19 protein-coding genes are annotated in these 22577 nt (G+C 60.7%); 13 read left to right on the top strand and 6 right to left on the bottom strand.

Features of this window, described 5'->3' with window-relative positions; all coding sequences use genetic code 11:
- The first annotated feature begins 89 nt into the window (after positions 1–89).
- The 3 genes from lon (at position 90) to KVY02_RS08990 (ending at position 4910) form a co-directional block, all read left to right on the top strand.
- Positions 90–2516 carry an endopeptidase La gene (gene lon, locus KVY02_RS09000; RefSeq protein ID WP_016913933.1) on the top strand — a complete coding sequence of 809 codons (2427 nt, stop codon included), beginning with the start codon at positions 90–92 and terminating at the stop codon, positions 2514–2516.
- 192 nt (positions 2517–2708) lie between these two features.
- Positions 2709–2981 (top strand): HU family DNA-binding protein, encoded by a 273-nt coding sequence (locus tag KVY02_RS08995; RefSeq protein WP_009724302.1) that lies wholly within the window; start codon positions 2709–2711, stop codon positions 2979–2981.
- A gap of 111 nt (positions 2982–3092) precedes the next feature.
- Positions 3093–4910 (top strand): SurA N-terminal domain-containing protein, encoded by a 1818-nt coding sequence (locus tag KVY02_RS08990; RefSeq protein ID WP_218315019.1) that lies wholly within the window; start codon positions 3093–3095, stop codon positions 4908–4910.
- 73 nt (positions 4911–4983) lie between these two features.
- Here the strand turns inward: KVY02_RS08990 and KVY02_RS08985 are convergent, their stop codons facing one another.
- Together KVY02_RS08985 and KVY02_RS08980 are read right to left on the bottom strand one after the other, a co-directional pair.
- The gene (locus tag KVY02_RS08985; protein ID WP_218315018.1) at positions 4984–5775 is read right to left on the bottom strand and encodes a UDP-2,3-diacylglucosamine diphosphatase; all 792 of its coding nucleotides are present in this window, start codon (positions 5773–5775) and stop codon (positions 4984–4986) included.
- Positions 5776–5789: 14 nt separating this feature from the next.
- Entirely contained in the window at positions 5790–6290 is a 501-nt protein-coding gene (locus KVY02_RS08980; protein WP_016913930.1) for a peptidylprolyl isomerase, read from the bottom strand.
- A 156-nt stretch (positions 6291–6446) separates the two neighbouring features.
- Between KVY02_RS08980 and KVY02_RS08975 the strand changes: the two genes are divergently transcribed.
- The 10 genes from KVY02_RS08975 (at position 6447) to KVY02_RS08930 (ending at position 19022) form a co-directional block, all read left to right on the top strand.
- A complete protein-coding gene (locus tag KVY02_RS08975) occupies positions 6447–8126 on the top strand; it encodes a glutamine--tRNA ligase/YqeY domain fusion protein (protein ID WP_218315017.1) in 1680 nt (559 codons plus the stop codon).
- 11 nt (positions 8127–8137) lie between these two features.
- Positions 8138–9523, top strand: a complete 1386-nt coding sequence (gene cysS / locus KVY02_RS08970) for a cysteine--tRNA ligase (protein ID WP_016913928.1) — start codon at positions 8138–8140, stop codon at positions 9521–9523.
- Positions 9524–9626: 103 nt separating this feature from the next.
- Entirely contained in the window at positions 9627–10550 is a 924-nt protein-coding gene (locus tag KVY02_RS08965) for a glycine betaine ABC transporter substrate-binding protein OsmF (RefSeq protein WP_218315016.1), read from the top strand.
- Positions 10551–10553: 3 nt separating this feature from the next.
- The gene (locus KVY02_RS08960; RefSeq protein WP_218315015.1) at positions 10554–11753 is read left to right on the top strand and encodes an ABC transporter permease; all 1200 of its coding nucleotides are present in this window, start codon (positions 10554–10556) and stop codon (positions 11751–11753) included.
- Entirely contained in the window at positions 11750–12709 is a 960-nt protein-coding gene (locus KVY02_RS08955; RefSeq protein ID WP_081135772.1) for an ABC transporter ATP-binding protein, read from the top strand. Before KVY02_RS08960 ends, KVY02_RS08955 begins: the two co-directional genes overlap by 4 nt.
- A 137-nt stretch (positions 12710–12846) precedes the next feature.
- Entirely contained in the window at positions 12847–13518 is a 672-nt protein-coding gene (locus KVY02_RS08950; protein WP_218315014.1) for an ABC transporter permease, read from the top strand.
- Positions 13519–13652: 134 nt separating this feature from the next.
- Positions 13653–14855 (top strand): thiamine pyrophosphate-dependent dehydrogenase E1 component subunit alpha, encoded by a 1203-nt coding sequence (locus tag KVY02_RS08945; RefSeq protein ID WP_144984647.1) that lies wholly within the window; start codon positions 13653–13655, stop codon positions 14853–14855.
- Position 14856: 1 nt separating this feature from the next.
- Positions 14857–15834: an alpha-ketoacid dehydrogenase subunit beta gene (locus KVY02_RS08940; RefSeq protein ID WP_144984650.1), complete on the top strand. Its 978-nt coding sequence runs from the start codon at positions 14857–14859 to the stop codon at positions 15832–15834.
- A 17-nt stretch (positions 15835–15851) separates the two neighbouring features.
- Positions 15852–17141, top strand: coding sequence for a 2-oxo acid dehydrogenase subunit E2 (locus tag KVY02_RS08935; RefSeq protein WP_218315013.1), 1290 nt, complete (start codon positions 15852–15854; stop codon positions 17139–17141).
- 18 nt (positions 17142–17159) lie between these two features.
- Positions 17160–19022, top strand: a complete 1863-nt coding sequence (locus KVY02_RS08930; RefSeq protein ID WP_218315012.1) for a protein kinase domain-containing protein — start codon at positions 17160–17162, stop codon at positions 19020–19022.
- Here the strand turns inward: KVY02_RS08930 and KVY02_RS08925 are convergent.
- Genes KVY02_RS08925 through KVY02_RS08910 form a run of 4 tightly spaced genes read right to left on the bottom strand, consistent with a single transcriptional unit; the run spans position 19019 to position 22555 of the window.
- A complete protein-coding gene (locus tag KVY02_RS08925) occupies positions 19019–19684 on the bottom strand; it encodes an ABC-type transport auxiliary lipoprotein family protein (RefSeq protein ID WP_218315011.1) in 666 nt (221 codons plus the stop codon). The two genes, KVY02_RS08930 and KVY02_RS08925, sit on opposite strands and share 4 nt — an antisense overlap.
- Positions 19681–20622, bottom strand: a complete 942-nt coding sequence (locus tag KVY02_RS08920) for an MlaD family protein (protein ID WP_081194314.1) — start codon at positions 20620–20622, stop codon at positions 19681–19683. Before KVY02_RS08920 ends, KVY02_RS08925 begins: the two co-directional genes overlap by 4 nt.
- Before the next feature lie 5 nt (positions 20623–20627).
- On the bottom strand, positions 20628–21449 hold the full coding sequence (locus KVY02_RS08915) for an ABC transporter ATP-binding protein (protein WP_081194312.1): 822 nt from the start codon (positions 21447–21449) through the stop codon (positions 20628–20630).
- Positions 21443–22555 (bottom strand): MlaE family ABC transporter permease, encoded by a 1113-nt coding sequence (locus KVY02_RS08910; protein WP_218315010.1) that lies wholly within the window; start codon positions 22553–22555, stop codon positions 21443–21445. The genes KVY02_RS08915 and KVY02_RS08910 overlap by 7 nt, the downstream gene beginning before the upstream one ends.
- Positions 22556–22577 lie beyond the last annotated feature (22 nt).

Below are 22577 nucleotides of genomic sequence, written 5' to 3'. Positions count from 1 at the left end.
CACACGTCTTGTATCATGAGCTGCTGGGCAAGGTATCTGGCTTGTTGAAAGCCGCTCGAGTACTCATCCGAAATTGAGGAACGTCTGCGATGCAGCAGAACGCCGATCAGACACAATGTCTACCCCTGTTGCCGTTGCGGGATGTGGTCGTGTACCCGCAGATGGTCATTCCGCTTTTCGTTGGTCGTGAGAAATCCATCCAGGCGCTTGAAGCGGCGATGGAAGCCGACAAACGCGTACTGTTGGTGGCTCAGCGTGAAGCCTCTCAAGATGAGCCGGACAATGCGGATCTGTATGCCATGGGAACCGTGGCAGACATCATGCAGCTTCTCAAACTGCCAGACGGTACGGTAAAAGTGTTGATCGAAGGCAGCTTTCGTGCCGATGTGGTCAGTATCGAGGAGAGTGACGCCGGTTATACCCAGGCGCATCTTTTGCCCCGGGACAGTGAGCCACTAACCAGTCGTGAACAAGAGGCGCTGGTGCGCGTGCTGCTCAATCAGTTCGAGCAGTACGTCAAGCTGTCCAAGAAAGTACCCAACGAGGTACTCAATTCATTATCAGGCATTGAAGATCCTAGCCGTTTGGTGGACACCATTTGTGCGCACTTGTCGCTGAAGATTGGCGACAAGCAGGATCTGCTCGAAATGGACCGCGTGCGTGATCGCATCGAGCACCTGATGGCGCTGATCGAGTCTGAAATCGACCTTCTGCAGGTCGAGAAGCGCATCCGCTCCCGGGTCAAGGAGCAAATGGAAAAGACCCAGCGCGAGTACTACCTGAACGAGCAGATGAAGGCCATCCAGAAAGAAATGGGTGAGCTGGATAACGTGCCCAACGAGGCCGATAAGTACGAGCGTGCCATCAAAGAGTCGGGCATGCCCAAGGAAGCCTCCGATAAGGCAACCCAAGAGCTGAACAAGCTCAAGATGATGTCGTCGAATTCTGCCGAAGCCACTGTGGTGCGCTCCTACCTGGATTGGCTGATTGCCGTTCCCTGGAAAAAGCGTACTCGCGTCAAGCATGATCTGGTGAAAGCCCAGGAAGTGCTGGATCAGGATCACCACGGTCTTGAAGAGGTCAAGGCGCGCATCCTCGAATACCTGGCGGTGCAAAAGCGGGTGCGCAAGATGCGTGGCCCGGTGCTGTGTCTGGTCGGCCCACCCGGGGTGGGCAAGACCTCGCTGGGTCAGTCCATCGCCAAGGCGACCAATCGCAAGTACGTGCGTCTGGCGCTGGGCGGCGTGAGAGACGAGTCTGAAATTCGCGGCCATCGCCGGACGTACATTGGCTCCTTGCCCGGAAAACTGATTCAGCGCATGAGCCGGGCAGGGGTCAAAAACCCGCTGTTCCTGCTGGACGAAGTAGACAAGCTGGGCATGGACCATCGCGGTGACCCGGCTTCCGCGCTGCTGGAGGTGCTGGACCCGGAGCAGAACAACAGCTTCAGTGATCACTATCTGGAGCTGGACTACGATCTTTCCGAGACGCTGTTCATCTGTACGGCCAACTCGATGAACATTCCTGGCCCGCTGCTGGATCGTATGGAGATCATTCGCCTGCCGGGCTACACGGAAGACGAGAAGCTGGCCATTGCCAAACGCTACCTGCTGCCCAAGCAGCTGGAGGCCAATGGCCTGAAGGACGAAGAGCTGGCGTTGGAAGATGATGCCTTGCTAGAGCTGGTGCGCTACTACACCCGCGAGGCGGGAGTGCGCGAGCTGGAGCGCCAAATCGCCAAGGTGTGCCGTAAAGTGCTACGTGAAAGGTTGGAAGCAGAGCGTACCTCGGGCGCCAAAGCGGGCAGCCAGCTGCAGGCGAAGCAGGTGCTTCTGGCTGACGATATCGAGACTTACGCTGGCGTGCGCCGCTACAGCTACGGCCTGGCAGAGCAAGAGGATCAGGTAGGTCGCGTCACTGGACTTGCCTGGACCTCGGTCGGTGGTGAGCTGCTCAATATCGAGTCCGTGGTGACCCCTGGTAAAGGGCGTCTGCACAAGACCGGCTCGCTGGGCGATGTCATGAAAGAGTCGGTCAGCGCAGCACAGACCGTGGTCAAATCACGGGCCGTTGCCTATGGCATCGACCCACAGCGCTTTGAAAATGAAGACCTGCATATCCATGTGCCAGAAGGTGCGACGCCCAAGGATGGACCTAGCGCAGGTATTGCCATGGTGACGGCCATCGTGTCGGCCTATTCCTTGCGTCCGGTTCGTTGCGACGTAGCCATGACCGGCGAGGTCAATCTGCGGGGTGAAGTGTTACCCATCGGTGGTCTGAAGGAGAAATTGCTGGCAGCCCGCCGCGGTGGTATAAAGACCGTCCTGATCCCTGAGGAAAATCGTCGAGATCTCAAGGAGGTGCCGGACAATATCAAGGGAGCGCTTGATATTCGTCCCGTACGATGGATAGATGACGTGCTGGCCGTCGCGTTAGCCGAAGCGGTGGAAGACAAGGCTGCGTTGAAAGCAGCAGATAAGTCGTTTAGTACCAATGCTGTTGCAAGCACCCATTAAGCGTTAAAGCAGCTGCTGCTTTAATTAACTTAATAAGTTTGCCCAATGCCTTGAGCGATGGGCATTTCACGGTGCGGTTGCTTGACAGGTGTTTCAAGGCATTGCTATAAAACGCAGCTATGCTTTGAGGTTGTTGCACTCGGTGACCGTGCCGTTCAGAGCCATTTTTTTGAAACAGTCAAGGGGTGAAGTGTGAATAAGTCCGAGCTGATTGAAGCTATTGCCGCATCTGCTGATATTCCGAAAGCAGCGGCAACCCGCGCATTGGATGCCATGGTGGAGTCTGTCACCGATAGCCTCAAAAAAGGCGAAAGCGTTTCTTTAGTAGGTTTTGGTACTTTCGCTATCAAAGAGCGTGCCGCACGTACGGGTCGCAACCCTCAGACGGGTCAGCCGATCGAAATCAGCGCTGCCAAGGTGCCCAGCTTCAAAGCCGGTAAAGCGCTGAAAGACGCCGTCAACTAATTGGCTCGCGTTTGCTGTAAGCTAATGGGCGCATCGCATCCGCGATGCGCCCATGTTCTTTTCTGGCCCATTGGTTTGGGCGATAAATGGCTTTGATGATCTGAGGCTAGCATGCTGCAAAGTATTCGAGATGGCTCCAGAAGCTGGGGTGCCAAGATAATCATTGGTGTCATGGTCGCGGCCATGGCGCTTTTTGGTGTGGAGTCGCTGTTCAGTGTCTTTGGTAGCGACCCCAATGAAGTGGCGAGCGTCAACGGCGAGCCCATCGTGCGGCAGCAGGTAGAGCTTGAGGTGCAGCGTGCGCTGCGCTCTGGGCAAGTGCCTCCTGAGCAGGAGCGGGCACTACGCAACGATATGCTCGACCAGCTCATCACCCAGTCCTTGCTGCGTCAGTATGCTGAGGAGGGCGGCTTTTATGTCTCCGATGCTCAGCTTGACCAGATGATCGTGACGCTGCCTGAGTTCCACGATCAGGATGGACGCTTCTCTGCAGAGGTATTCCGTAACCGCCTGGCAGGCGCGGGTTACACCCCGCTATCGTTCCGTGAAGAGCTGCGGGTGGATATCAAGCGTCAGCAACTGCAGCAGGGTCTAGCCTTCAGTGACTTCAGTCTGGCCAATGAAGAGCAGCGCCTGGCAGACCTGCAGGGCCAGCAGCGTGATTTCCGTTACGTGATGCTGGATGCCGATGATGCTGCTTTTGAGGTAGAGGTTACCGAAGAGCAGATGCAGGACTACTATGACGCCAATCAGCAACGTTTCGAGCGTCCTGAGCAGGTGCGCGTCGAGTATGTGATCATCGACCGTCAGGCCATGGCCGAAGATGTCGACGTGGACGAGAGCGAACTCCGCGCTGCCTGGAGTGAGCAGAATCGCGATGCCGACCGTCGTGTCTCCCATATCATGGTGACCTTTGGCTCCGAGCGTAGCCGTGATGAGGCCCAGCAGCTGGCCAATGAGGCGCTGGCTGACCTGAACAGTGGTGAGAGTTTTGCCGACACTGCCGTGCGCTTTTCGGACGATACCGCCAGTGCCGAGCAGGGCGGTGACCTTGGGGTGATCAGTCGCGGCTTCTTTGGCGATGCTTTCGACGACGCTGCGTTTGCCCTTGGGGTCGGTGAGACGTCCCAGGTCGTCGAAATGGACGGTGCCTTCCATATTCTGCAGGTCACCGAGCTGGACGCGCCCTCTTTCGAAGAGCAGCGTGACCGTTTGGCCCAGGAAGTGGCGCTGCGCGAGGTCAACGATGACTTCAATCGCCAGGTACAGCGTCTGATCGATGAAAGCTTTGCCGCAGAAGATCTGCAATCCGTTGCGGATGACCTCGGTCTGACGCTTAACGAAAGTGACTGGCTGGCCCGTGGGGAAGGCGAGGGTGCGCTTTCCGAGCCGGGCGTGCTGGATGAAGCGTTCAGTGCTGACGTGCTGGGTGAAGGTTACAACAGCGAAGTCATCGAGCTGGACAACGATCGTCGACTGGTGCTTCGCGTGGCCGAGCATCGTGACGCGACGCTCTTGCCGCTGGACGACGTGCGTGATCAGGTAGAGCAGGCTGTGGCAGCTCAGCAGCGTCAGCAGGCGTTGCAGGAAGAAGCCAACGAGATGATCGCGGCACTGCGCGATGGCCAAGCGTTGGAGCTCGACTGGATGAATGCATCCAACATCACTCGTCAGTCGGACAGCACCTTGCCGCAAACGCTGGTCCGTGAAGTGTTCCGCATGCCACACCCTGAAGAGGGCGACAGCGTTTACCGTGCTGTGGCCTTGCCTCAGGGCGTTGCCGTCGTTGCTCTGGACAGCGTCAGCGAAGGGCAGGCCGACGAACAGATGAATGCTTTCGTCGCGCAAATGGCCGAACAGCTGCGGGCTCAGGCGATCATTCAAGGATTGATCGATGACCTGCGAAGCGATGCCAGAATAGAGCGCTGAAACGAAAAAGCCGATCCATGTGATCGGCTTTTTTAGTGGCTAGCGAAGTGCTTCGTCAGTGCTTGGGAAGTGCTTAGTGCGATTCGCCGTCGAACCCGGGCGGGTTGGTGAGCGCAAACTGGCGCAGTACGGGCTCCGGGTGGCGCTCGCTCGAGTGCTCCACGACAATGTCCCAGCCATGTTGCTCGTCCCAATCCCCTAGCACGAAACGCTTGGCTGGCACGTCTTCCACGGTGAGGTCATGGACCCTGGGGCGATGGGTGTGGCCATGGATCATGATGTTCACCCCATGGCGCTCCATCGTGGCCACGACTTCCTCGTGGGTCACATCCATGATGGCCTCGGCCTTGTTGGCGTTGGCATCCCCAGACTGCATGCGCAGGCTCTTGGCCAACTCGAGCCGCTGCTCCAGCGGCATGGCCAGGATCTGCGCCTGCCACTCAGGGTGGCGAGACTGGGCGCGAAACGCCATGTAGGCCTCATCTTTGGTGCACAGGCTGTCACCGTGCAGAATGACGGCGGCTACGCCTTGCAATTCCACTTGCTCACTGTCGGGCAGCAGGGTGGCCTGACAGGCGTTGATGAAGCGTTCGCCAATCAGAAAGTCCCGGTTGCCGTGGATGAAAAAAATGGACGTGCCCGCATCGCTCAGTGCCCGCAGGCGCTCGATCACCTCATGGGCCACCCCGCTGAGGGGGTGAGGCGTATCCAGCAAGTCGTCTCCGATCCAGGCGTCGAACAGGTCGCCCAGAATGTACAGATCCTCGGCCCCTTTGGCGGTATGCTCCAGGTAACGATAAAACCCCTGATTGAGCTCAGGGGTGTCGTTACTCAAATGCATGTCAGCGATCAGCAGCGTACGCATAAGACTCCCGACGGTTATTCCGCATCCTTCAGGTAGGCGCGCTCGATGACCACGTCTTCGGCGGGTACGTCTGCGTGCATGCCACGGCGCGTGGTGCTCACGGCCTTGATGGCGTTGACCACGTCCATGCCGTCCACTACTTCACCAAATACCGCGTAACCCCAGCCTTGCAGGCTTTTGCCGCTGTGGTTAAGGAAGCTGTTGTTACCGACGTTGATGAAAAACTGAGCGGTGGCAGAGTGGGGGTCCTGGGTACGGGCCATGGCCAGCGTGCCGATGGTGTTCTGCAGGCCGTTGTCGGCTTCGTTTTCGATGGGGTCGCGTGTCGGCTTCTGGTTGAACTCCTGGTCGAAGCCGCCCCCTTGAATCATGAAACCATCGATGACCCGGTGGAACAGCGTGCCGTCGTAAAAGCCATCGCGCACGTATTGCTCGAAATTGGCTGCGGTGGCAGGCGCTTTTTCGTGATTGAGCGCAATAGTGATGTCACCGTGGTTCGTCTGTAATACGATCATGGATAAATTCCTGTTCAATAAAGGCGTTCGCCTTGGCGCTGTGCATCGGCGTCACGTTATAATAGCGGTTTTGCTCGGCACCGCGAAGCGCTAACCCGTTTAGCATAGGCATCGGTTGCCCGGCACGCCATCCACGATGAGGTTATCAACACCACCATGACCAACGAGACCACCCCAGCGCCGAACTTCATTCGCAACCAAGTACGCGACGAGATAGCGGGCGGCCAGGTCACCAAAATTGTGACGCGCTTCCCTCCGGAGCCCAACGGCTTCCTGCATATCGGCCATGCCAAGTCGATCTGCCTGAATTTCGGGCTCGCCGAGCAGTTGGGTGGTGAGTGTCATCTGCGGTTCGACGACACCAACCCGGCGAAGGAAGAGCAGGCGTATATCGATGCCATCAAGGAAGACGTCAGTTGGCTGGGCTTCGAGTGGGCAGGCCCCGTGCGCTTTGCCTCCGATTATTTCGAGCAGCTCTATGCCTGGGCGCAGCACCTGATCCGCGAAGGGAAAGCCTATGTCGACGACCTCTCTCCCGATGAGATCCGCGAGTATCGCGGCACCTTGACCGAATCCGGCAAGCCCAGCCCTTACCGGGAGCGCAGTGTCGAAGAGAATCTCGATCTGCTGGAGCGTATGCGCCACGGTGAGTTTGCCGAAGGCGAGAAAGTGCTGCGCGCCAAAATCGACATGGCGTCGCCCAACATCAATCTTCGCGACCCCATTCTGTACCGTATTCGTCACGCCCATCATCACCAGACCGGTGACGCCTGGAAGATCTACCCTTCCTACGACTTCACCCACGGCCAGTCGGATGCCATCGAAGGGATCACCCACTCCATCTGTACCCTGGAGTTCGAAGACCATCGCCCGCTGTACGAATGGTTCCTGAACAACCTGCCGGTGCCCGCCAAACCCCGCCAGATCGAGTTTGCGCGGCTGAACCTCGACTACACGCTGACCTCCAAGCGCAAGCTCAAGCTGCTGGTGGATGAGCAGATCGTGGATGGCTGGGACGATCCGCGTATGCCGACCATCTCGGGCATGCGCCGCCGCGGCTATACCCCGGCTTCGATCCGCAAATTCTGTGAAATGATCGGCGTGACCCGTTCGGATGGCGGCCTGGTGGACATTGCCATGCTGACCCATGCCATTCGTTCGGATCTGGAAGACAACGCCCCCCGCGCCATGTGTGTGCTGAAGCCGTTGAAAGTGGTGTTGACCAACGTGCCGGAAGGCCACGAAGAGGTCTACGAAGTGCCGGGCCACCCCGCCCGTGACGACATGCCGATGCGCAAGGTGCCGTTTGGTCGCGAGCTGTATATCGACCAGGACGACTTCATGGAGGATGCGCCGAAGAAGTTCTTCCGCCTGGCCCCTGGCAAGGAAGTACGTCTGCGCAATAGCTACGTGATTCGCTGCGATGAAGTGGTCAAGAACGACGCGGGCGAGATCCAGGAGCTGCACTGCTCGGTGGACTTCGACACCTTGGGCAAAAATCCGGAAGGCCGCAAGGTCAAGGGTGTCATCCACTGGGTCAGCGCCACCCACGGTGTGCCGATGGAGGTGCGCCTCTACGACAACCTGTTCATGGTCGAGCAGCCGGATCGCGACAAGGATGTGGATTTCCTCGAGCACCTGAATCCCGAGTCGCTGGTCACCTGCCAGGCCATTGGTGAGCCAAGCCTGGCCAGCGCCGCGCCGGAAGATCGCTTCCAGTTCGAGCGGATGGGCTATTTCTGCGCCGACCGCCACGCCTCCAGTGCAGAGCACCTGGTGTTCAACCGCACCGTGGGTTTGAAAGATAGCTGGGCGAAAATCAAACAGAAGGGTTAAGGAAACGTCATATGCACATTTACAATACGCTGACACGCCGCAAAGAGCCTTTTAAGCCCCTTGTCGATGGCAAGGTAAGCATGTACGTCTGCGGCATGACGGTGTATGACTACTGTCACCTTGGCCACGCCAGGGTGATGGTGGCCTTTGACGTGATTACCCGCTACCTGCGTCACCGTGGCTACGACGTCACCTACGTGCGCAACATCACGGATATCGACGACAAGATCCTCAAGCGTGCCGAGGAGAACGGTGAGGCCATCAGCGCGCTCACCGAGCGCATGATCGCGGCGATGCATGAAGACGAGGCGCGGCTGAATGTGCTGCCCCCCAGCCAGGAGCCCCGTGCCACGGGACATATTGGCGACATCATCAGCATGATCGAAACGCTGGTGGAAAAAGGCTTTGCCTACGCCGCGGAAAACGGCGACGTCTACTATCGGGTGCGCAAGTTTGCCGATTACGGCAAGCTCAACAATCGCCAGCTGGATGACATGCGCTCTGGCGCGCGCGTGGAAGTGGACGTGCACAAGGAAGACCCGCTGGACTTCGTGCTCTGGAAAGCGGCCAAACCGGGAGAGGCCCATTGGCACTCCCCCTGGGGAGACGGCCGCCCAGGCTGGCATATCGAATGTTCGGCCATGTCCACCTGCTGCCTGGGGGATACCTTCGATATTCATGGCGGTGGGCCGGATCTGACCTTCCCCCATCACGAAAACGAGATTGCCCAGTCGGAAGCGGCTACGGGTAAGACCTACGTGAACACCTGGATGCATGCCGGTGCCGTGCGCGTCAATCAGGAAAAGATGTCGAAGTCGCTGGGCAACTTTTTCACCATTCGTGATGTGCTGGCGGAGCATGACCCGGAGGTCGTGCGCTATTTGCTGGTGGCCAGCCACTATCGCAGCCCGATCAACTACTCCGTGGATTCGCTGGTCGAGGCGCGCAAGTCGTTGACGCGCCTGTATACTGCCCTTGAAGGTGTCGAGGTGGCATCTGAGGGTGAGCAGGGGGCTTACGCCGAGCGTTTCACTGCTTCCATGGATGATGATTTCAATACCCCGGAAGCGCTGGCCGTACTGTTCGACCTGGCAAGAGATCTCAATCGTGCCAAGAGCGATCAGCCGGAAGCTGCGCCCCGCCTGGCCGCAGAGCTGCAGCGCCTGGCGGGAGTGCTGGGGCTATTGCAGCAGACGCCGCAGGCCTTCCTGAAAGGGGCGCAGCATTCGATGGCGCTGGGCGAAGACGAGATCGAAGCCAGAATTGCCGAGCGTCAGGCGGCCAAGGCCAACAAGGACTTCGCCCGCGCCGATGCCATTCGTGACGAGCTGGCAGCGCTAGGCATCGTGCTGAAAGACTCACGAGAAGGCACGACCTGGGTCATCGAAGCGCCTTGAGGATGCAGGAGATCAGACGCCGTTGAGGCGGCGTCTGACTTCAACGCAGTTGCCTCGTATACTGAAGCGACACCCTCAGGATGCTCACTCAAAGGATGACCCCATGCGCCTATTGCTAAACCCCCTGCTGACCGCCTGCCTGTCCACGGTGGTCGTTACCTCGACGGTGCTCGCGACGGCCCAGGCCAGCGAGCCGGTGGTGGTCTCTTCCAAAATCGATACGGAAGGCTCGGTGTTGGGAGAGCTGATCATCCAGACCCTGGAGCGCCATGGGATTGCCACCCAGGACCGCCTGCAACTCGGGGGAACCAGCGTGGTGAGAAATGCCCTGCTGGCGGCTGAAATCGATGTCTATCCAGAGTACACCGGTAACGGGGCGTTCTTTTTCGATATGACCGATAGCCCGGTGTGGAACAGTGCTGATGAAGCCTATCAGGCCGTTCGTGAGCGGGATGCAGAACAAGGCTTGATCTGGCTGCAGCCAGCCAGTGCCAACAACACCTGGGCCATGAGCATTCGTCAGGATGTCGCCGAGACCCATGGGCTCGACACCCTGGAAGACCTGGCCAGCTATCTGGCCGACGGGGGCGAGTTCAAGTTTGCGGCCAGTGCAGAATTCGTCGAATCCGAGCAGGCCCTGCCGGCGTTTCAGGACGCCTACGGCTTCGAGTTGAGCGATGACCAGTTGCTGGTGCTCTCCGGGGGCAATACCGCCGCCACCATGCGCGCAGCCGCCCAGCAAACCAGCGGCGTCAACGGTGCCATGACCTACGGTACCGATGGCGGGCTCACCGCGCTGGGACTGCGGGTGCTGGAGGATACGCTGGGCGTGCAGCCGGTCTACCAGCCTGCGCCAGTGATACGAGAAGACGTGCTGGCCCAGTACCCCGACATCGAAGGCCTGCTCAATGACGTGTTTGCGACGCTGGATCTGGTGACCCTGCAAACGCTCAACGCGGACGTGGCCGTCAACGGTCGCTCTGCCGACCAGGTGGCTCGCGAATATCTCGATAGCCTGGATGACTGATGAATGTCGTTGATCGACGCACTGCCATCGCCAGCGGCCATTCGGCGCCGCTGGCAACCTAATGTCGTACTGCTGTGCCTGAGTGCCGTCATGCTGGTGGCCGCCTGGTCTTTCCATCTGGTGACCGTGGCGCCCAATCGGATCGTCACGGGAACGGGGTTTGGGATGGTGGCAGCCATTGGCTGGCCCGGTGGCGTACTGGTATCGCTTCTGTTCATTGCCATGGCCGCCCTGGCCTGGCTGCCCAGCACGCGCCATTATCGGGCTCTGCTGGGGGTGATTACCCTGACGCTGCTGCTGATGCCGTTTGGCCTGATGGTCGCCGGGCACTGGCTGATACCCCCGGATGCGCCCCAGGCCAGGCTAGGCATCGGGACTGCCTACTGGACGGTGCTGTTCGTGCTGTTGCTGTGTCTGGTGGAAGTACGCCTGCGGCTTGGGCTATCCCGCTGGTGGACAGCGCTGCTGCTGCTCGGCATCGGCATCTTGTGGTGGCTGTGCGCTGCCTTCGGATTGCAGTCGCTGGCCCTGGTGCAGGAGTTTCAGGCCCGGGAGCGGCAGTTCTATCGTGCGTTGAGCCAGCATATCGTGCTGGTCAGCAGTGCCGTGAGCGTCAGCGTCGTGCTGGGCATGCTGCTGGCCATGCTGATGCGCCGCTACCGGCGCCTGCAAACCATCGCCTTTGGGCTGCTCAATTTTCTGCAGACGATTCCCAGCCTGGCGCTGTTCGGTTTGCTGTTGGCCCCTCTGGCGTGGCTGGCGGCCAATGTGCCTGCCTTGGCAGCCATGGGCGTCAGTGGAATTGGCAATGCCCCGGCACTGATCGCCTTGATTGCTTACAGTCTGCTGCCCATGGTGCGTAATACTTACGTTGCCCTGGAGGAGGTCAGTGCAGAAACCCTGGAAGCGGCCAAGGCCATGGGAATGCGAAGCCCGCAGCGGTTCTGGCAGGTGCGACTACCGCTGGCGCTGCCGGTGTTGCTGGAAGGGGTAAGAGTCACCGCCGTGCAAGCCATCGGGCTTACGGCGGTGGCGGCGTTGATTGGTGCCGGAGGACTTGGCACCTTCATTTTTCAAGGGTTGGGGCAGGCGGCCATGGACATGGTGCTGCTGGGTGCGCTGCCAATCCTGGTGCTGGCGCTGATCGTGGATGCAGCATTAGGGGCGCTGGCGGAAGCGCTACGCCCCGGAGGACAGCAATGATCGAGCTTTCCCATGTCTCCAAGCAGTTTGGTGACGAAACGGCGGTGGATGATATTTCACTGCGGGTGGCCAAGGGCAAGTTCTGTGCCCTGGTGGGTACCTCCGGATGCGGTAAGTCCACCACGCTACGCATGATCAATCGGCTGATCGAACATACCCGTGGCGACATCATTCTGGATGGCCAGGCGATAGAGCACTACGACCCGGTCAAACTTCGCCGCCGTATTGGCTACGTCATCCAGAGCACCGGCCTGTTCCCGCACTGGACCGTCGCGCGCAATATTGGCCTGGTGCCACGGCTGTTGAAGTGGGCTCCTGCCGAGGTCAGCCGCCGTGTCGAAGAGCTGATGGGTTTGCTGGGGCTGCCGGTGGGCGAGTTTGCGCACAAATACCCGCATCAGCTTTCCGGCGGGCAGGCGCAGCGTGTGGGGGTGGCCCGCGCGCTGGCCGCAGACCCGGATATTTTGCTGATGGACGAGCCGTTTGGAGCCCTGGATCCGATCACCCGAGACAAGCTGCAGGATGAGCTGGCCCGCCTGCAGGCTCGGCTGCACAAGACCGTGGTGCTGGTGACTCATGATATGGATGAAGCCCTGAAGCTAGCCGACCACCTGGTCGTCATGCGCGAGGGGCGTATCGTCCAGCAGGGCACGCCTTTGGCGCTGTTGCAGCATCCCGCCGACCCTTTCGTGGATTCGCTGCTGGGCGGGCTGGAGCGGGGGCTCAAGCAGGCGGGGCTGACGCGTGTCAAGGATCACATGGCGTCTCTGGGCCCCACGCTGCCAGCCCAGTCGCGTATTCCCGCTGACTTTTCGTTGCGGCAGGGGCTTTCCATGATGCTGCGTGACCACAGCGACCGCTTGACCGTGGTGGACCAAAACGATGTGCCCATTGGTGAGCTGTCGCTGCGTAGAATCGTCAAGGAAGCCCAGTTGGACAGGGGCACCCCAACGTGATGCCGGATCCATCTCGCTCTGCGTCTTCGACCTCAGCCACCTCGAGCGCTGTCCCCGCGAGTTCCACCGCTTCGCGCTATGCCGCGTGGGGCTGGCCACTGGCTTGGGTGGCCTTGTTGCTGGTGCTGGTGTTGGCCATGCCCACTCTGGAACCGCTGTTTCGCTGGGTAGAGCCCAATGCGCGGCAGGTCATCTACGGGCGTGCCGATTTTGTCGATTTGCTGGCTCGGCATCTGCTGGTGGTGAGCGTGGCCGCGCTGGTCACGCTTCTGGTGGGCGTCTCGGCAGGCATTGCCGTCACCCGGGCCAGGGGGCGGGATTTCCTGCCGCTGGTTGCTCAGCTTTCGTCGCTGGGCCAGACGTTCCCGCCCGTGGCGGTGCTGGCGCTGGCCGTGCCGGTACTGGGCTTTGGCACGCTGCCGATCATCGTGGCGCTGATGCTGTATGGGCTGCTGCCCATCGTGCGCAATACCTTGACGGGCATCAACGAAGTAGACCCCAACGTCAAACAGGCGGCCATCGCCATGGGCATGACGCCCTGGCAGCTGCTGCGTCATGTCGAGCTGCCGCTGGCCATGCCGGTCATTCTGGCGGGCGTTCGCACCTCGGTCACCATCAACATTGCCACGGCGGCGCTGGGCGCGACCGTGGGGGCCAGTAATCTGGGTGACCCGATCATCGCGGGAATCGTCAATGGCAACATGGCGTACATCGTCCAGGGGGCGCTAGCGATTGCCCTGCTGGCGCTCACTGTCGATAGCGCCTTCAATGCCCTCCAACAACGCCTTGCACGCCGGTCTGCGTCTTAAGTTGAATCCCTAACGGCGGGAGACTGCGTTACTGTCCAGGTGTTGCGTTGACGTGTGTCAGATAAATCCACTGGCACAAACGGTCATCACCAACAACACTGCCCTCAAAAGGGGTAAAAACAAGGACAATAACGATGACTCAGTTCGTACATCAGCCGGCCTTCATGACCGGCGACGAATTCACCATAGACACTTTCAGCGTGCTCAGCCCCGAGGGCGAGCTTTATGAAGGTGCCGATGAACCCACCTTGAGCCGCGATCACGCCCGCAGGCTCTACCAGGCCATGCTGGCCACGCGTATTCTCGATGAGCGCATGATGGCCGCGCAACGCCAGGGCAGGCTCAGCTTCTACATGCAGTGTACCGGTGAGGAGGCCGCGGTGGTGGGAGCCACCGCCGCTCTGGACGATGCCGACATGATCATGGCCCAGTACCGCGAACAGGGCGCACTCATGTATCGCGGGTTCTCCATCGACGAGTTCATGAATCAGCTGTTTGGCAACGAGCTGGACTATGGCAAGGGGCGGCAGATGCCGATCCACTATGGTTCCCGCAAGCTGCATTACATGACCATCTCTTCGCCGCTGGCCACTCAGATTCCCCAGGCAACCGGCTATGCTTATGGCCAGAAGCTCGCAGGTGAAGGCCACTGTACCCTGACGTTCTTCGGTGAAGGGGCTGCCTCGGAAGGCGACTTCCACGCCGCCCTGAATATGGCCTCGGTGCATCAGGTGCCGGTCATTTTCTTCTGTCGCAACAATGGCTATGCCATCTCGACTCCCGCCACCGAACAGTTTGCCGCGGATGGCATTGCCCCGCGTGCGTTCGGCTATCACATGCACGTCATCCGCGTGGATGGCAACGACGCCCTGGCCGTCTTCGAAGCCACCCGCCAGGCGCGCAAGATAGCCGTGGAGCAGCATCAGCCGGTGCTGATCGAAGCCATGTCCTATCGCTTGGCGGCGCACTCCTCCTCGGACGACCCATCGGGCTACCGTGCCAAGAGCGAAGAGGAGGCGTGGCGAGTCAAGGACCCGCTATTGCGCATGCAGCGCTGGCTGGTGAGTAAAGGGTGGTGGAGCGACGATGAGGAGTCCCGCCAGCAGGAGAGCCTGCGGCGAGAAGTGTTGGAGACCATGAAGCGCGCCGAAAAGCGTCCGCCGCCGCCGCTGGACTCCTTGATCACCGATGTCTATGCCGACGTGACGCCTGCCTTGCAGCGCCAGTTGGATCAGTTGAAACGGCACATTCGCCGCTATCCCGATGCCTACCCGCGCGGCGCTCAGTCGCTGGACCCCAGCGTATCGACGGCCCACGACGCACAGGGAGATGCCTAGTATGAGTACCATGAACATGCTGCAGGCCATCAATAACGCCCTGGACATCGCCATGGCGGAAGATGACAAGGTCATCTGCTTTGGTGAAGACGTGGGGGTTTTTGGCGGGGTATTCCGAGCGACCAGCCATTTGCAGGAGAAGTATGGCAAGGCGCGCTGTTTCAACACGCCGCTGGTGGAGCAGGGCATCATCGGCTTTGCCAACGGTCTGGCAGCCCAGGGCTCGGTGCCCGTGGCGGAGATCCAGTTCGCCGACTACATCTTTCCCGCCTTCGACCAGATCGTCAACGAAACTGCCAAGTTCCGCTATCGCTCTGGCGATCTGTTCAACGTGGGTGGCCTGACCATCCGCACGCCGTATGGCGGCGGCATCTCGGGTGGCTTGTATCACTCTCAGTCGCCGGAAGCCTACTTTACCCACACGCCGGGCCTCAAGGTAGTGGTGCCGCGTAACCCCTATCAGGCCAAGGGGTTGCTGTTGGGGGCGATCCGTGACCCCGACCCGGTCTTGTTTCTGGAGCCCAAGCGCCTCTACCGGGCCGCCGTGGGCGAGGTGCCCGAAGACGACTATCAGCTGCCCGTTGGTGAGGCCGAAGTCGTCAGGGAGGGCAGCGATATCACCCTGGTGGGTTGGGGGGCGCAAATGGAGGTGATCGGCAAGGCCGCCGAGCTGGCCGAAGAGCAGGGCATTGCCTGTGAGGTCATCGATCTGCGTTCACTGCTGCCCTGGGATGTGGATACCGTTGCCGAGTCGGTCTTCAAGACCGGTCGTATGATCGTCAGCCACGAAGCGCCGCTGACCGGAGGTTTTGCCGGTGAGATCGCCGCCACGATACAGGAGCGCTGTTTTCTCTATCTGGAGTCGCCGATTACTCGGGTGACCGGACTGGATACACCTTTCCCGCTGATCCTGGAGAAAGAGTACCTGCCGGACCATCTGAAAATTTTTGAAGCGATTCGCGAAAGCGTGAATTTTTGACGCAAGGGAGAACGGTCATGAGTGATTTTTTACTACCGGATATCGGTGAAGGCATCGTCGAGTGTGAAGTGGTGGAGTGGCGAGTGGCCGAAGGCGACACCATCGAAGAAGACCAGCCCATCGTCGAGGTCATGACCGACAAGGCGCTGGTGGAGATCACTGCGCCCGAAGCGGGCACGGTGACCAAACTGTATGTGCCCCAGGGGAAAATCGCCAAGGTGCATGCGCCCCTTTACGCGTATCAGGGTGCCGAGGAGAGTGCCGAAGAGGTTGCAGAAGAGAGTTCAGAGAACACCCGTTCCCCTGCCAGCGACGCTGCTGATATCAGCAAAACGCAACCTTCTGCGCCACCGCCCAGCGTCGAACAATCGGCGCCACAGTGCCCAACGGAAGGGCCAGCCTGCCCGGTGAAAACCCCGGCCAGCCCGGCCGTCAGGCGGCTGGTGCGCGAGCATCGGCTGGTGCTGGCGGACATTGCCGGTAGCGGCAAGGATGGCCGCGTATTGAAGGAAGACGTGCTGGCGCATGTGAAGTCCAGCCACGCTGCGCCCAGCGACACGGCCCCTCACACCCAAGGGAAACCGGCGGTGGGCCAGTCAGGCCCCGCCCGGGTCGAGCCCCTGCGCGGCGTGCGCGCCGTCATGGCTCGGCGCATGGTGGAAGCCGCGACGACCATACCGCACTTTCATTATGGGGAAGAGGTGGATGTCACTGAGCTGCTGGCGCTGCGCGAGCGCCTCAAGCCCCGGGTAGAAGCGCTGGGGGAGCGGCTGACGCTGATGCCCTTCTTCATGAAGGCGCTGGCGCTGGCCGTGGCCGAGCACCCCATCCTCAATGCGCAGCTCAATGCCGAGGGGGACGAGCTGCACTATTTTGCCCAGTGCAATATCGGCATGGCGGTGGACAGCAAGGCGGGCTTGCTGGTGCCTAACGTGAAAGCGGTGGAGCAGCTGAGCCTGCTGGACATTGCCAGGGAGGTGAGCCGATTGACTCAGGCGGCGCGGGAAGGTCGTGTGGATCAGGCGGATCTCAAGGGTGGCACCATCAGCATTTCCAATATTGGCGCCCTGGGCGGCACCTATGCCGCTCCCATCATCAACGCCCCGGAAGCGGCCATCGTGGCCATCGGCAAGACCCAGTGGCTGCCGCGTTTCGATGCCGAGGGCGCCGTGCAGCGACGCGCCATCATGACCGTGACCTGGGCGGGAGACCATCGATTCATCGACGGCGGCACCATTGCGCGCTTCTGCAATCACTGGAAAGCGTCTCTGGAAGCGCCAGAGACCATGCTGCTGCATTTGGCCTGACCCAAGGCCATTGCCCCCATGAGCCAGGCAGCGCTACAGCAGTTCTATATTCCAGAGGAGCAGTCGGTCTATCTGCTAAGCCATCACGATGCGCGCAAGCTGAAAGACTGGGTAGCGCTGTGCCAGGCTCAGCTGGTGCAGCTGGGGTACCGGGACATCGAGCTGATTGGCAAGGGGGCCTATGGTTTCGTGTTTGCGGGCAGCGCTCAGCAGCAGGGGCAGCCCACCCACTATGTGTTCAAGTTCTCGCGCATCACGCTGCCTACCCACTTGCAAGAGCGCCTCGAAGAAGAGGCGTTCATGCTCGATCAGGTCAGCCACCCTCTGATTCCCGGGCTGATCGCTTATCAGCGCGTGCGCGGTCAGTCGATTCTGGTCATGGAGCGCGCGCCCGGCTGGAATCTCGAGCAAGTATCGCTGCGCCAGGGGCGGCTCTCGCCGCGCCTGGTGGTGCATATTGCCGCGCAGTTGGCAGAGATTCTGGTCACCCTGCGCCAGGAAACCGGCCCCCATGCCCGCCCCGTGGTGCATGGCGACATCAAGCCTTCCAACCTGGTGTTCGACGCCAGCAGGGAAAGTATCGCCCTGATCGATTGGGGATCGTCGGTCTTTGCCCAGCTGGATGCCGCGCTGCAGTTCGTCGGTGCCAACGTGATGGAGCTGATGTCGGATAACCTGCAGCAGACCAACGCACGGCTGGGCGATGTCTACTTCATCGGCGAAGAGCAGCTCAACGGCGCGCTGTCATCGCCGCGTTTCGACGAACAGGGGGTGGCGGGAACCCTGTATGCCCTGGCATCGGCGCAGTCCTGTCGTTTTGGCTGCCGGGCGATTCCGGCCAGTGCGTTGGGCCTGCCCATCGAGTTTGCCCGCACGCTGGATGGGCTACTGGATGCCGACCCGGCCATTCGCCGCCGCGCAGGGGATCACTTCATTCGTGAAATGCCGCGCATGGCCAGAACCGTGATGATCGACTTGCCTGCCGTGCCGCCGCCGCCCCTGGTGCCGATCTGGGGGCATCGCCAGCGCCGGGAGATCGACACCGTGGTGTACAGCTCTCGCAAGGCCTTTCTGCGCGAGGCCAGCGTCGAAGAAACCCTCAATGACGTCAATGACGTGCAGCTGGACCGCTACTACAAGCAGTTCATGCAGGGCATGGGCGACACCGAGAAAGCCTTTCTGGCGTCGGTGAGCCGGTTGGGCAAATACCCCGTGGTGGGCGGGCTGGCCGTGCGCTGGGAGCGGGAGGGTGTCTATATCGACTCGTCGCTCAATCTGCACGACCCCGACCTGAAGCCTGCCTTTACCGAAGCGGTAAATAACATGGTGCATCTGGCGCGGGCCATCCACCGCCAGGGTATTTTCAAGAGTTGCCTGTTCAATGCGCGGCAGACGCTGCACCTGGAGCGGGAAAGCGCCGATGCATCGTTCGCTGCGCAGTCGGGCATGACCATCGGGTATGAGGTGAGCGCCGTGCCGGAGATGGAGGATCGCACCCGCCAGCACAGTTATTTCGAAGATGGTCCGGATCCCGAGGAGCTGCTGGTGTTGCCCGACAGCATCATGGCCCTGCTGGAGCAGCTCAATGACATCCACCATACCGGCATGATCATCTTCGAGGCGCTGCCCAGACACCTGAAGATTCATAGCTACTACCGCCTGCTGGACCCGCGCCGAGAGCAGGCGTTCTCTGCGCTGCTGGCGCACATGCTGGACAGCGTCAATCAGATCGAAGGGCTGGGGGTATCGGGCTTCATGAAAATGCCCTACAAGGACACTCGGTTCTTTACCCACCTGGCGTGCCAGCCTGCCCACTACTACCCCAGAGACCCGCGCGACTATCTGCGCAAGCTGAGCGGTGGGGCAATCGATCCGCGTTAGCGGGTTACCTCGCGGGTTAGCCACTCGCCCAACTGCTGATTCAAATCATCGGACGCTGCGCCGAAGGCATCGACCACGTCGGCAATGGCGACGCTGCTGGCACGCTTGCGTATGGCGAAGCTGCTGGTCGCCAAGGGCGCGCGGTTGCTGTCAACCAGCTGTACATCCAGCTGAACGTTGACGCTGGGCGGCGTATCGTCGTATTCGCTCTGGAAGTGGCGCAGCTCGCTGAGCAGGGTCAGGTCGTGGGGCAGGCGATCACTGCCGACGCTCGCAAACCGCTGCTGGGCCTGTAGGCCTTCGATGAGCCGGGCCTTGAGCATGTCCGGAGCGTCCTCGTGCCAGCGTGTGCCTTCGTAGACGTTCACCACGTTGCCTTCCGGAAATACCACCATGCGGTTGCTGCCCAGCAAGTGCCCCGTTTCTGGCGTGGCGATGCCCAGCGTCATGGCGTGGGTGGCCGCTGCATTCGGCTGCCCTGAGGTGTCTACGGCCGGCAGCCGATAGAGCGTGGCCGGTTCGTTGTCGGGCAGGATCGAACAGGCCGTCAGGGTGGCCAGAATGATCAGCAGGGCGCCTGTACGCAGGGGGCTGATTCGAAGGGCCCCGTTGCGAAGGGGCCTGATGTGCAGGGCTTTGGCTCGCAGGGTCTTGAGCATCATGGGCGGAACTCCTCTATCTGGTCACGGCCCAGCAAAAAGTTGGTGGGGTTCTCTTCGAGCCGACGGGTAATGCGATCCAGGGTGGTCAGGGTGGCGCGCAGCGCCGCCAGGGCCGGGGCAATATCGCGGGTGCTTTGCAGCGTGCTTTCCACGGCACCGGCATTGTCATCCACCAGCTGTTCGATGCGCTGGGCAGCGTTGGCCACGTCGCGGCTGGCATTCTTGGCGCTCTGCATGACCTCTCGACCTTCGCGGCTGAGCAGCGAATGCGCTTCCTGGCTTAGGGTCTCGATGCTTTCCAGAGTGGCGGTGGCCTGACGCGAGACCTCCCCGAACAGGGCCATGTTCTCGTCCAGAGCAGACTGCTGGGAGGCAATCATGTCGGTGATCTGGGCAACGTTGGTGAGAATGTTGCCTGCTTCCTGGCGATTGTCGTCGCTGAACAGCTCGTTGACGTTTTTCAGAATGGCGTTGATGTTGTTAATCATCTCTTCGCCCTCTTCGAAGAGCGTGGCAATCGGCGACGGGTCGGCGCGAATGAACGGCATGTCGTCATCGCTCTGGTCCAGCAGGCGCGGGCTCTCCGGCGTGCCGCCATGCAGCTGAACGGACATGCTGCCAGTAATGCTGGCAAAGGCCAGACGTGCCCGGGTATCGGTCTTGACCGGGGTGTCTTCGTACACACGGATACTGGCCAGCACCTGGCGGGGGTCATCCGGATTGAGGCTCAATTCGGTGACATCACCTACCTCGATGCCGTTGTACTGCACCTTGCTGCCCACCGCCAGGCCGCTGACGCTGCGCTCGAACAGGATGCGGTAGGGCTGGTAGTCGCGCTCGCCCGCCGCGTGGCTCATCCATAGGGCAAAGAGCAGGGCAGCGGCTGCCGTGAGCACGGTGAACAAGCCGATCATGATATGGTGCGCGCGGGTTTCCATGTGTCTCACTCCTCGCGGGAAGTCGGTTCAGCAGAGCGCTGCGCGGCGCGTCCACGGGGGCCATTGAAATAGTCCTGTATCCACTCGTCGTCGGTCTGGGCGACTTTCTCCAGGGTGTCGGCCACCAGCACGCGCTTCTGGGATAACACCGCGACGCGGTCGCAGGCGGCGTAGAGCGTGTCCAGGTCGTGGGTGACCAGAAAGACGCTGAACCCCAGGGCGTCTCTCAAGGTGACCAGCAGCTGATCGAAGGCGGCGGCCCCAATCGGGTCCAGCCCGGCGGTGGGTTCGTCGAGAAACAGAATGTCAGGGTCCAGGGCCAGGGCGCGAGCCAGCGCGGCGCGCTTGACCATGCCCCCCGACAGCGACTCGGGGAACTGTCGCGCCGCCTGCGGGGGCAGGCCGACCAGCGCCAGCTTGATGCGCGCCAGGTACTCGGCTTCTTCTCGGGACAGTTTAGCGTGCTCGATGAGGGGGAGCGCGACGTTTTCCTGTAGCGTCAACGAGCTGAACAGGGCGCCACGCTGGAAAAGCACGCCAAACCGCCGTTCGACCTGGCTGCGCTCGGCATCGCTCAGCTCGTCGAGCCGGTTGCCTAGCACGTCGATGTGACCTCCATCGGGCTTCTTGAGACCGACGATACTGCGTAGCAGTACGGATTTGCCGGTGCCCGACCCGCCGACCACGCCGAGAATTTCACCGCGCTGCAGCGTCAGGTCGAGGTCTTCATGGACCACGTGGCTTCCAAAGCGGTTGACCAGCCCCTCGACGGTGATGGCCGCGTGGTCGTCGCTGGCATCGGGTGTCTTGTGGTGTTCCTTTACCATCCCATCTCCATGAAAAAGAGTGCCGCCAGGGCGTCCAGTAGAATCACCATGAAAATGGATTGTACGACGCTGGAGGTCGTATGGGTACCCACGGACTGGGCACTGCCGCTGACCTTGAAGCCTTCCAGGCAGCCAATCACGGCAATCACGAAAGCAAACACCGGGGCCTTGCTCATGCCCACCAGAAAATGCGTCACCGAAACATCGTTCTGGAGCGTGTTCATGAATTGGGTCAGGGAGATATCCAGCGAGAGGGTGGCGACCATGGCGCCACCGACCAGGCCACTGAGCATGCCGACGAAGGCCAGCAGGGGCAGGCTGATCAGCATGGCCATGACCCGGGGCAGCACCAGCAGCTCGATGGGGTCCAGCCCCTGGGTTTTGAGGGCATCGATCTCCTCGTTGGATTTCATGGCCCCCAACTGCGCCGTGAAGGCGCTGGCGGTACGCCCCGCCAGCAGAATGGCCGCCAGCAGCACGCCGAATTCGCGCAGGAAGGAAAACGCCACCAGGTCGATGGTGTACACCGTGGCCCCAAAGTCTTCCAGCACCGTGGCCCCGAGAAATGCCACCACGGCCCCCACCATGAAGGTCAATAGGGCCACGATGGGCACGGCATTCAGGCCACTTTGCTGCACATGGGCCACCGTAGCGGTGATGCGCCAACGGCTAGGCCGAAACAATAGTGGGACGAAGGCCGCCAGTACCAGACCGATGAACCCCAGCAGTTGACGCTGCTGAGACCACAAACCGCTCATCTGCTGACCGATGGAAGCCAGCGCTTCGCTGACGCGAGAGGCGCGCGGTTGGTCATTTTCCAGCGGGGATACCATGGCCTCGGCCAGACGCATCAGCAGAGCTTGCTGCGCGTCCGGTAGCTCGCTGGCCCACTCATTTACCTGCTTGGCGTTGTCAACGCCTACCAGCTCGATGACCAGCGCGGCGCCCGCCGTGTCCAGTTTGTCGAAGCCGGGCAGCTGGATAGACGCTTCAGAGACCTCCTGCTGTCGATTCAGCGTGTCTCTCAAGGCCGAATAGTGGCGAAGCGTCCATTCCCCGTGCAGCGCTATGTGATCATCGTGTTGCGTGATCCACTCGTTTGGCATCCTTGCTCCCTATGTGTCGACA

The sequence above is a fragment of the Halomonas sp. 18071143 genome, assembly GCF_019211725.1.
GTDB lineage: Bacteria > Pseudomonadota > Gammaproteobacteria > Pseudomonadales > Halomonadaceae > Vreelandella > Vreelandella stevensii.
This window is presented reverse-complemented; position numbering and strand designations above follow the sequence as displayed.

Coding starts and splice junctions, on each gene's coding strand:
- lon (WP_016913933.1), top strand. CDS start 90: ATGCAGCAGAACGCCGATCAGACACAATGTCTACCCCTGTTGCCGTTG.
- KVY02_RS08990 (WP_218315019.1), top strand. CDS start 3,093: ATGCTGCAAAGTATTCGAGATGGCTCCAGAAGCTGGGGTGCCAAGATA.
- KVY02_RS08985 (WP_218315018.1), bottom strand. CDS start 5,775: ATGCGTACGCTGCTGATCGCTGACATGCATTTGAGTAACGACACCCCT.
- KVY02_RS08980 (WP_016913930.1), bottom strand. CDS start 6,290: ATGATCGTATTACAGACGAACCACGGTGACATCACTATTGCGCTCAAT.
- KVY02_RS08975 (WP_218315017.1), top strand. CDS start 6,447: ATGACCAACGAGACCACCCCAGCGCCGAACTTCATTCGCAACCAAGTA.
- cysS (WP_016913928.1), top strand. CDS start 8,138: ATGCACATTTACAATACGCTGACACGCCGCAAAGAGCCTTTTAAGCCC.
- KVY02_RS08965 (WP_218315016.1), top strand. CDS start 9,627: ATGCGCCTATTGCTAAACCCCCTGCTGACCGCCTGCCTGTCCACGGTG.
- KVY02_RS08960 (WP_218315015.1), top strand. CDS start 10,554: ATGTCGTTGATCGACGCACTGCCATCGCCAGCGGCCATTCGGCGCCGC.
- KVY02_RS08955 (WP_081135772.1), top strand. CDS start 11,750: ATGATCGAGCTTTCCCATGTCTCCAAGCAGTTTGGTGACGAAACGGCG.
- KVY02_RS08950 (WP_218315014.1), top strand. CDS start 12,847: ATGCCCACTCTGGAACCGCTGTTTCGCTGGGTAGAGCCCAATGCGCGG.
- KVY02_RS08945 (WP_144984647.1), top strand. CDS start 13,653: ATGACTCAGTTCGTACATCAGCCGGCCTTCATGACCGGCGACGAATTC.
- KVY02_RS08940 (WP_144984650.1), top strand. CDS start 14,857: ATGAGTACCATGAACATGCTGCAGGCCATCAATAACGCCCTGGACATC.
- KVY02_RS08935 (WP_218315013.1), top strand. CDS start 15,852: ATGAGTGATTTTTTACTACCGGATATCGGTGAAGGCATCGTCGAGTGT.
- KVY02_RS08930 (WP_218315012.1), top strand. CDS start 17,160: ATGAGCCAGGCAGCGCTACAGCAGTTCTATATTCCAGAGGAGCAGTCG.
- KVY02_RS08925 (WP_218315011.1), bottom strand. CDS start 19,684: ATGATGCTCAAGACCCTGCGAGCCAAAGCCCTGCACATCAGGCCCCTT.
- KVY02_RS08920 (WP_081194314.1), bottom strand. CDS start 20,622: ATGGAAACCCGCGCGCACCATATCATGATCGGCTTGTTCACCGTGCTC.
- KVY02_RS08915 (WP_081194312.1), bottom strand. CDS start 21,449: ATGGTAAAGGAACACCACAAGACACCCGATGCCAGCGACGACCACGCG.
- KVY02_RS08910 (WP_218315010.1), bottom strand. CDS start 22,555: ATGCCAAACGAGTGGATCACGCAACACGATGATCACATAGCGCTGCAC.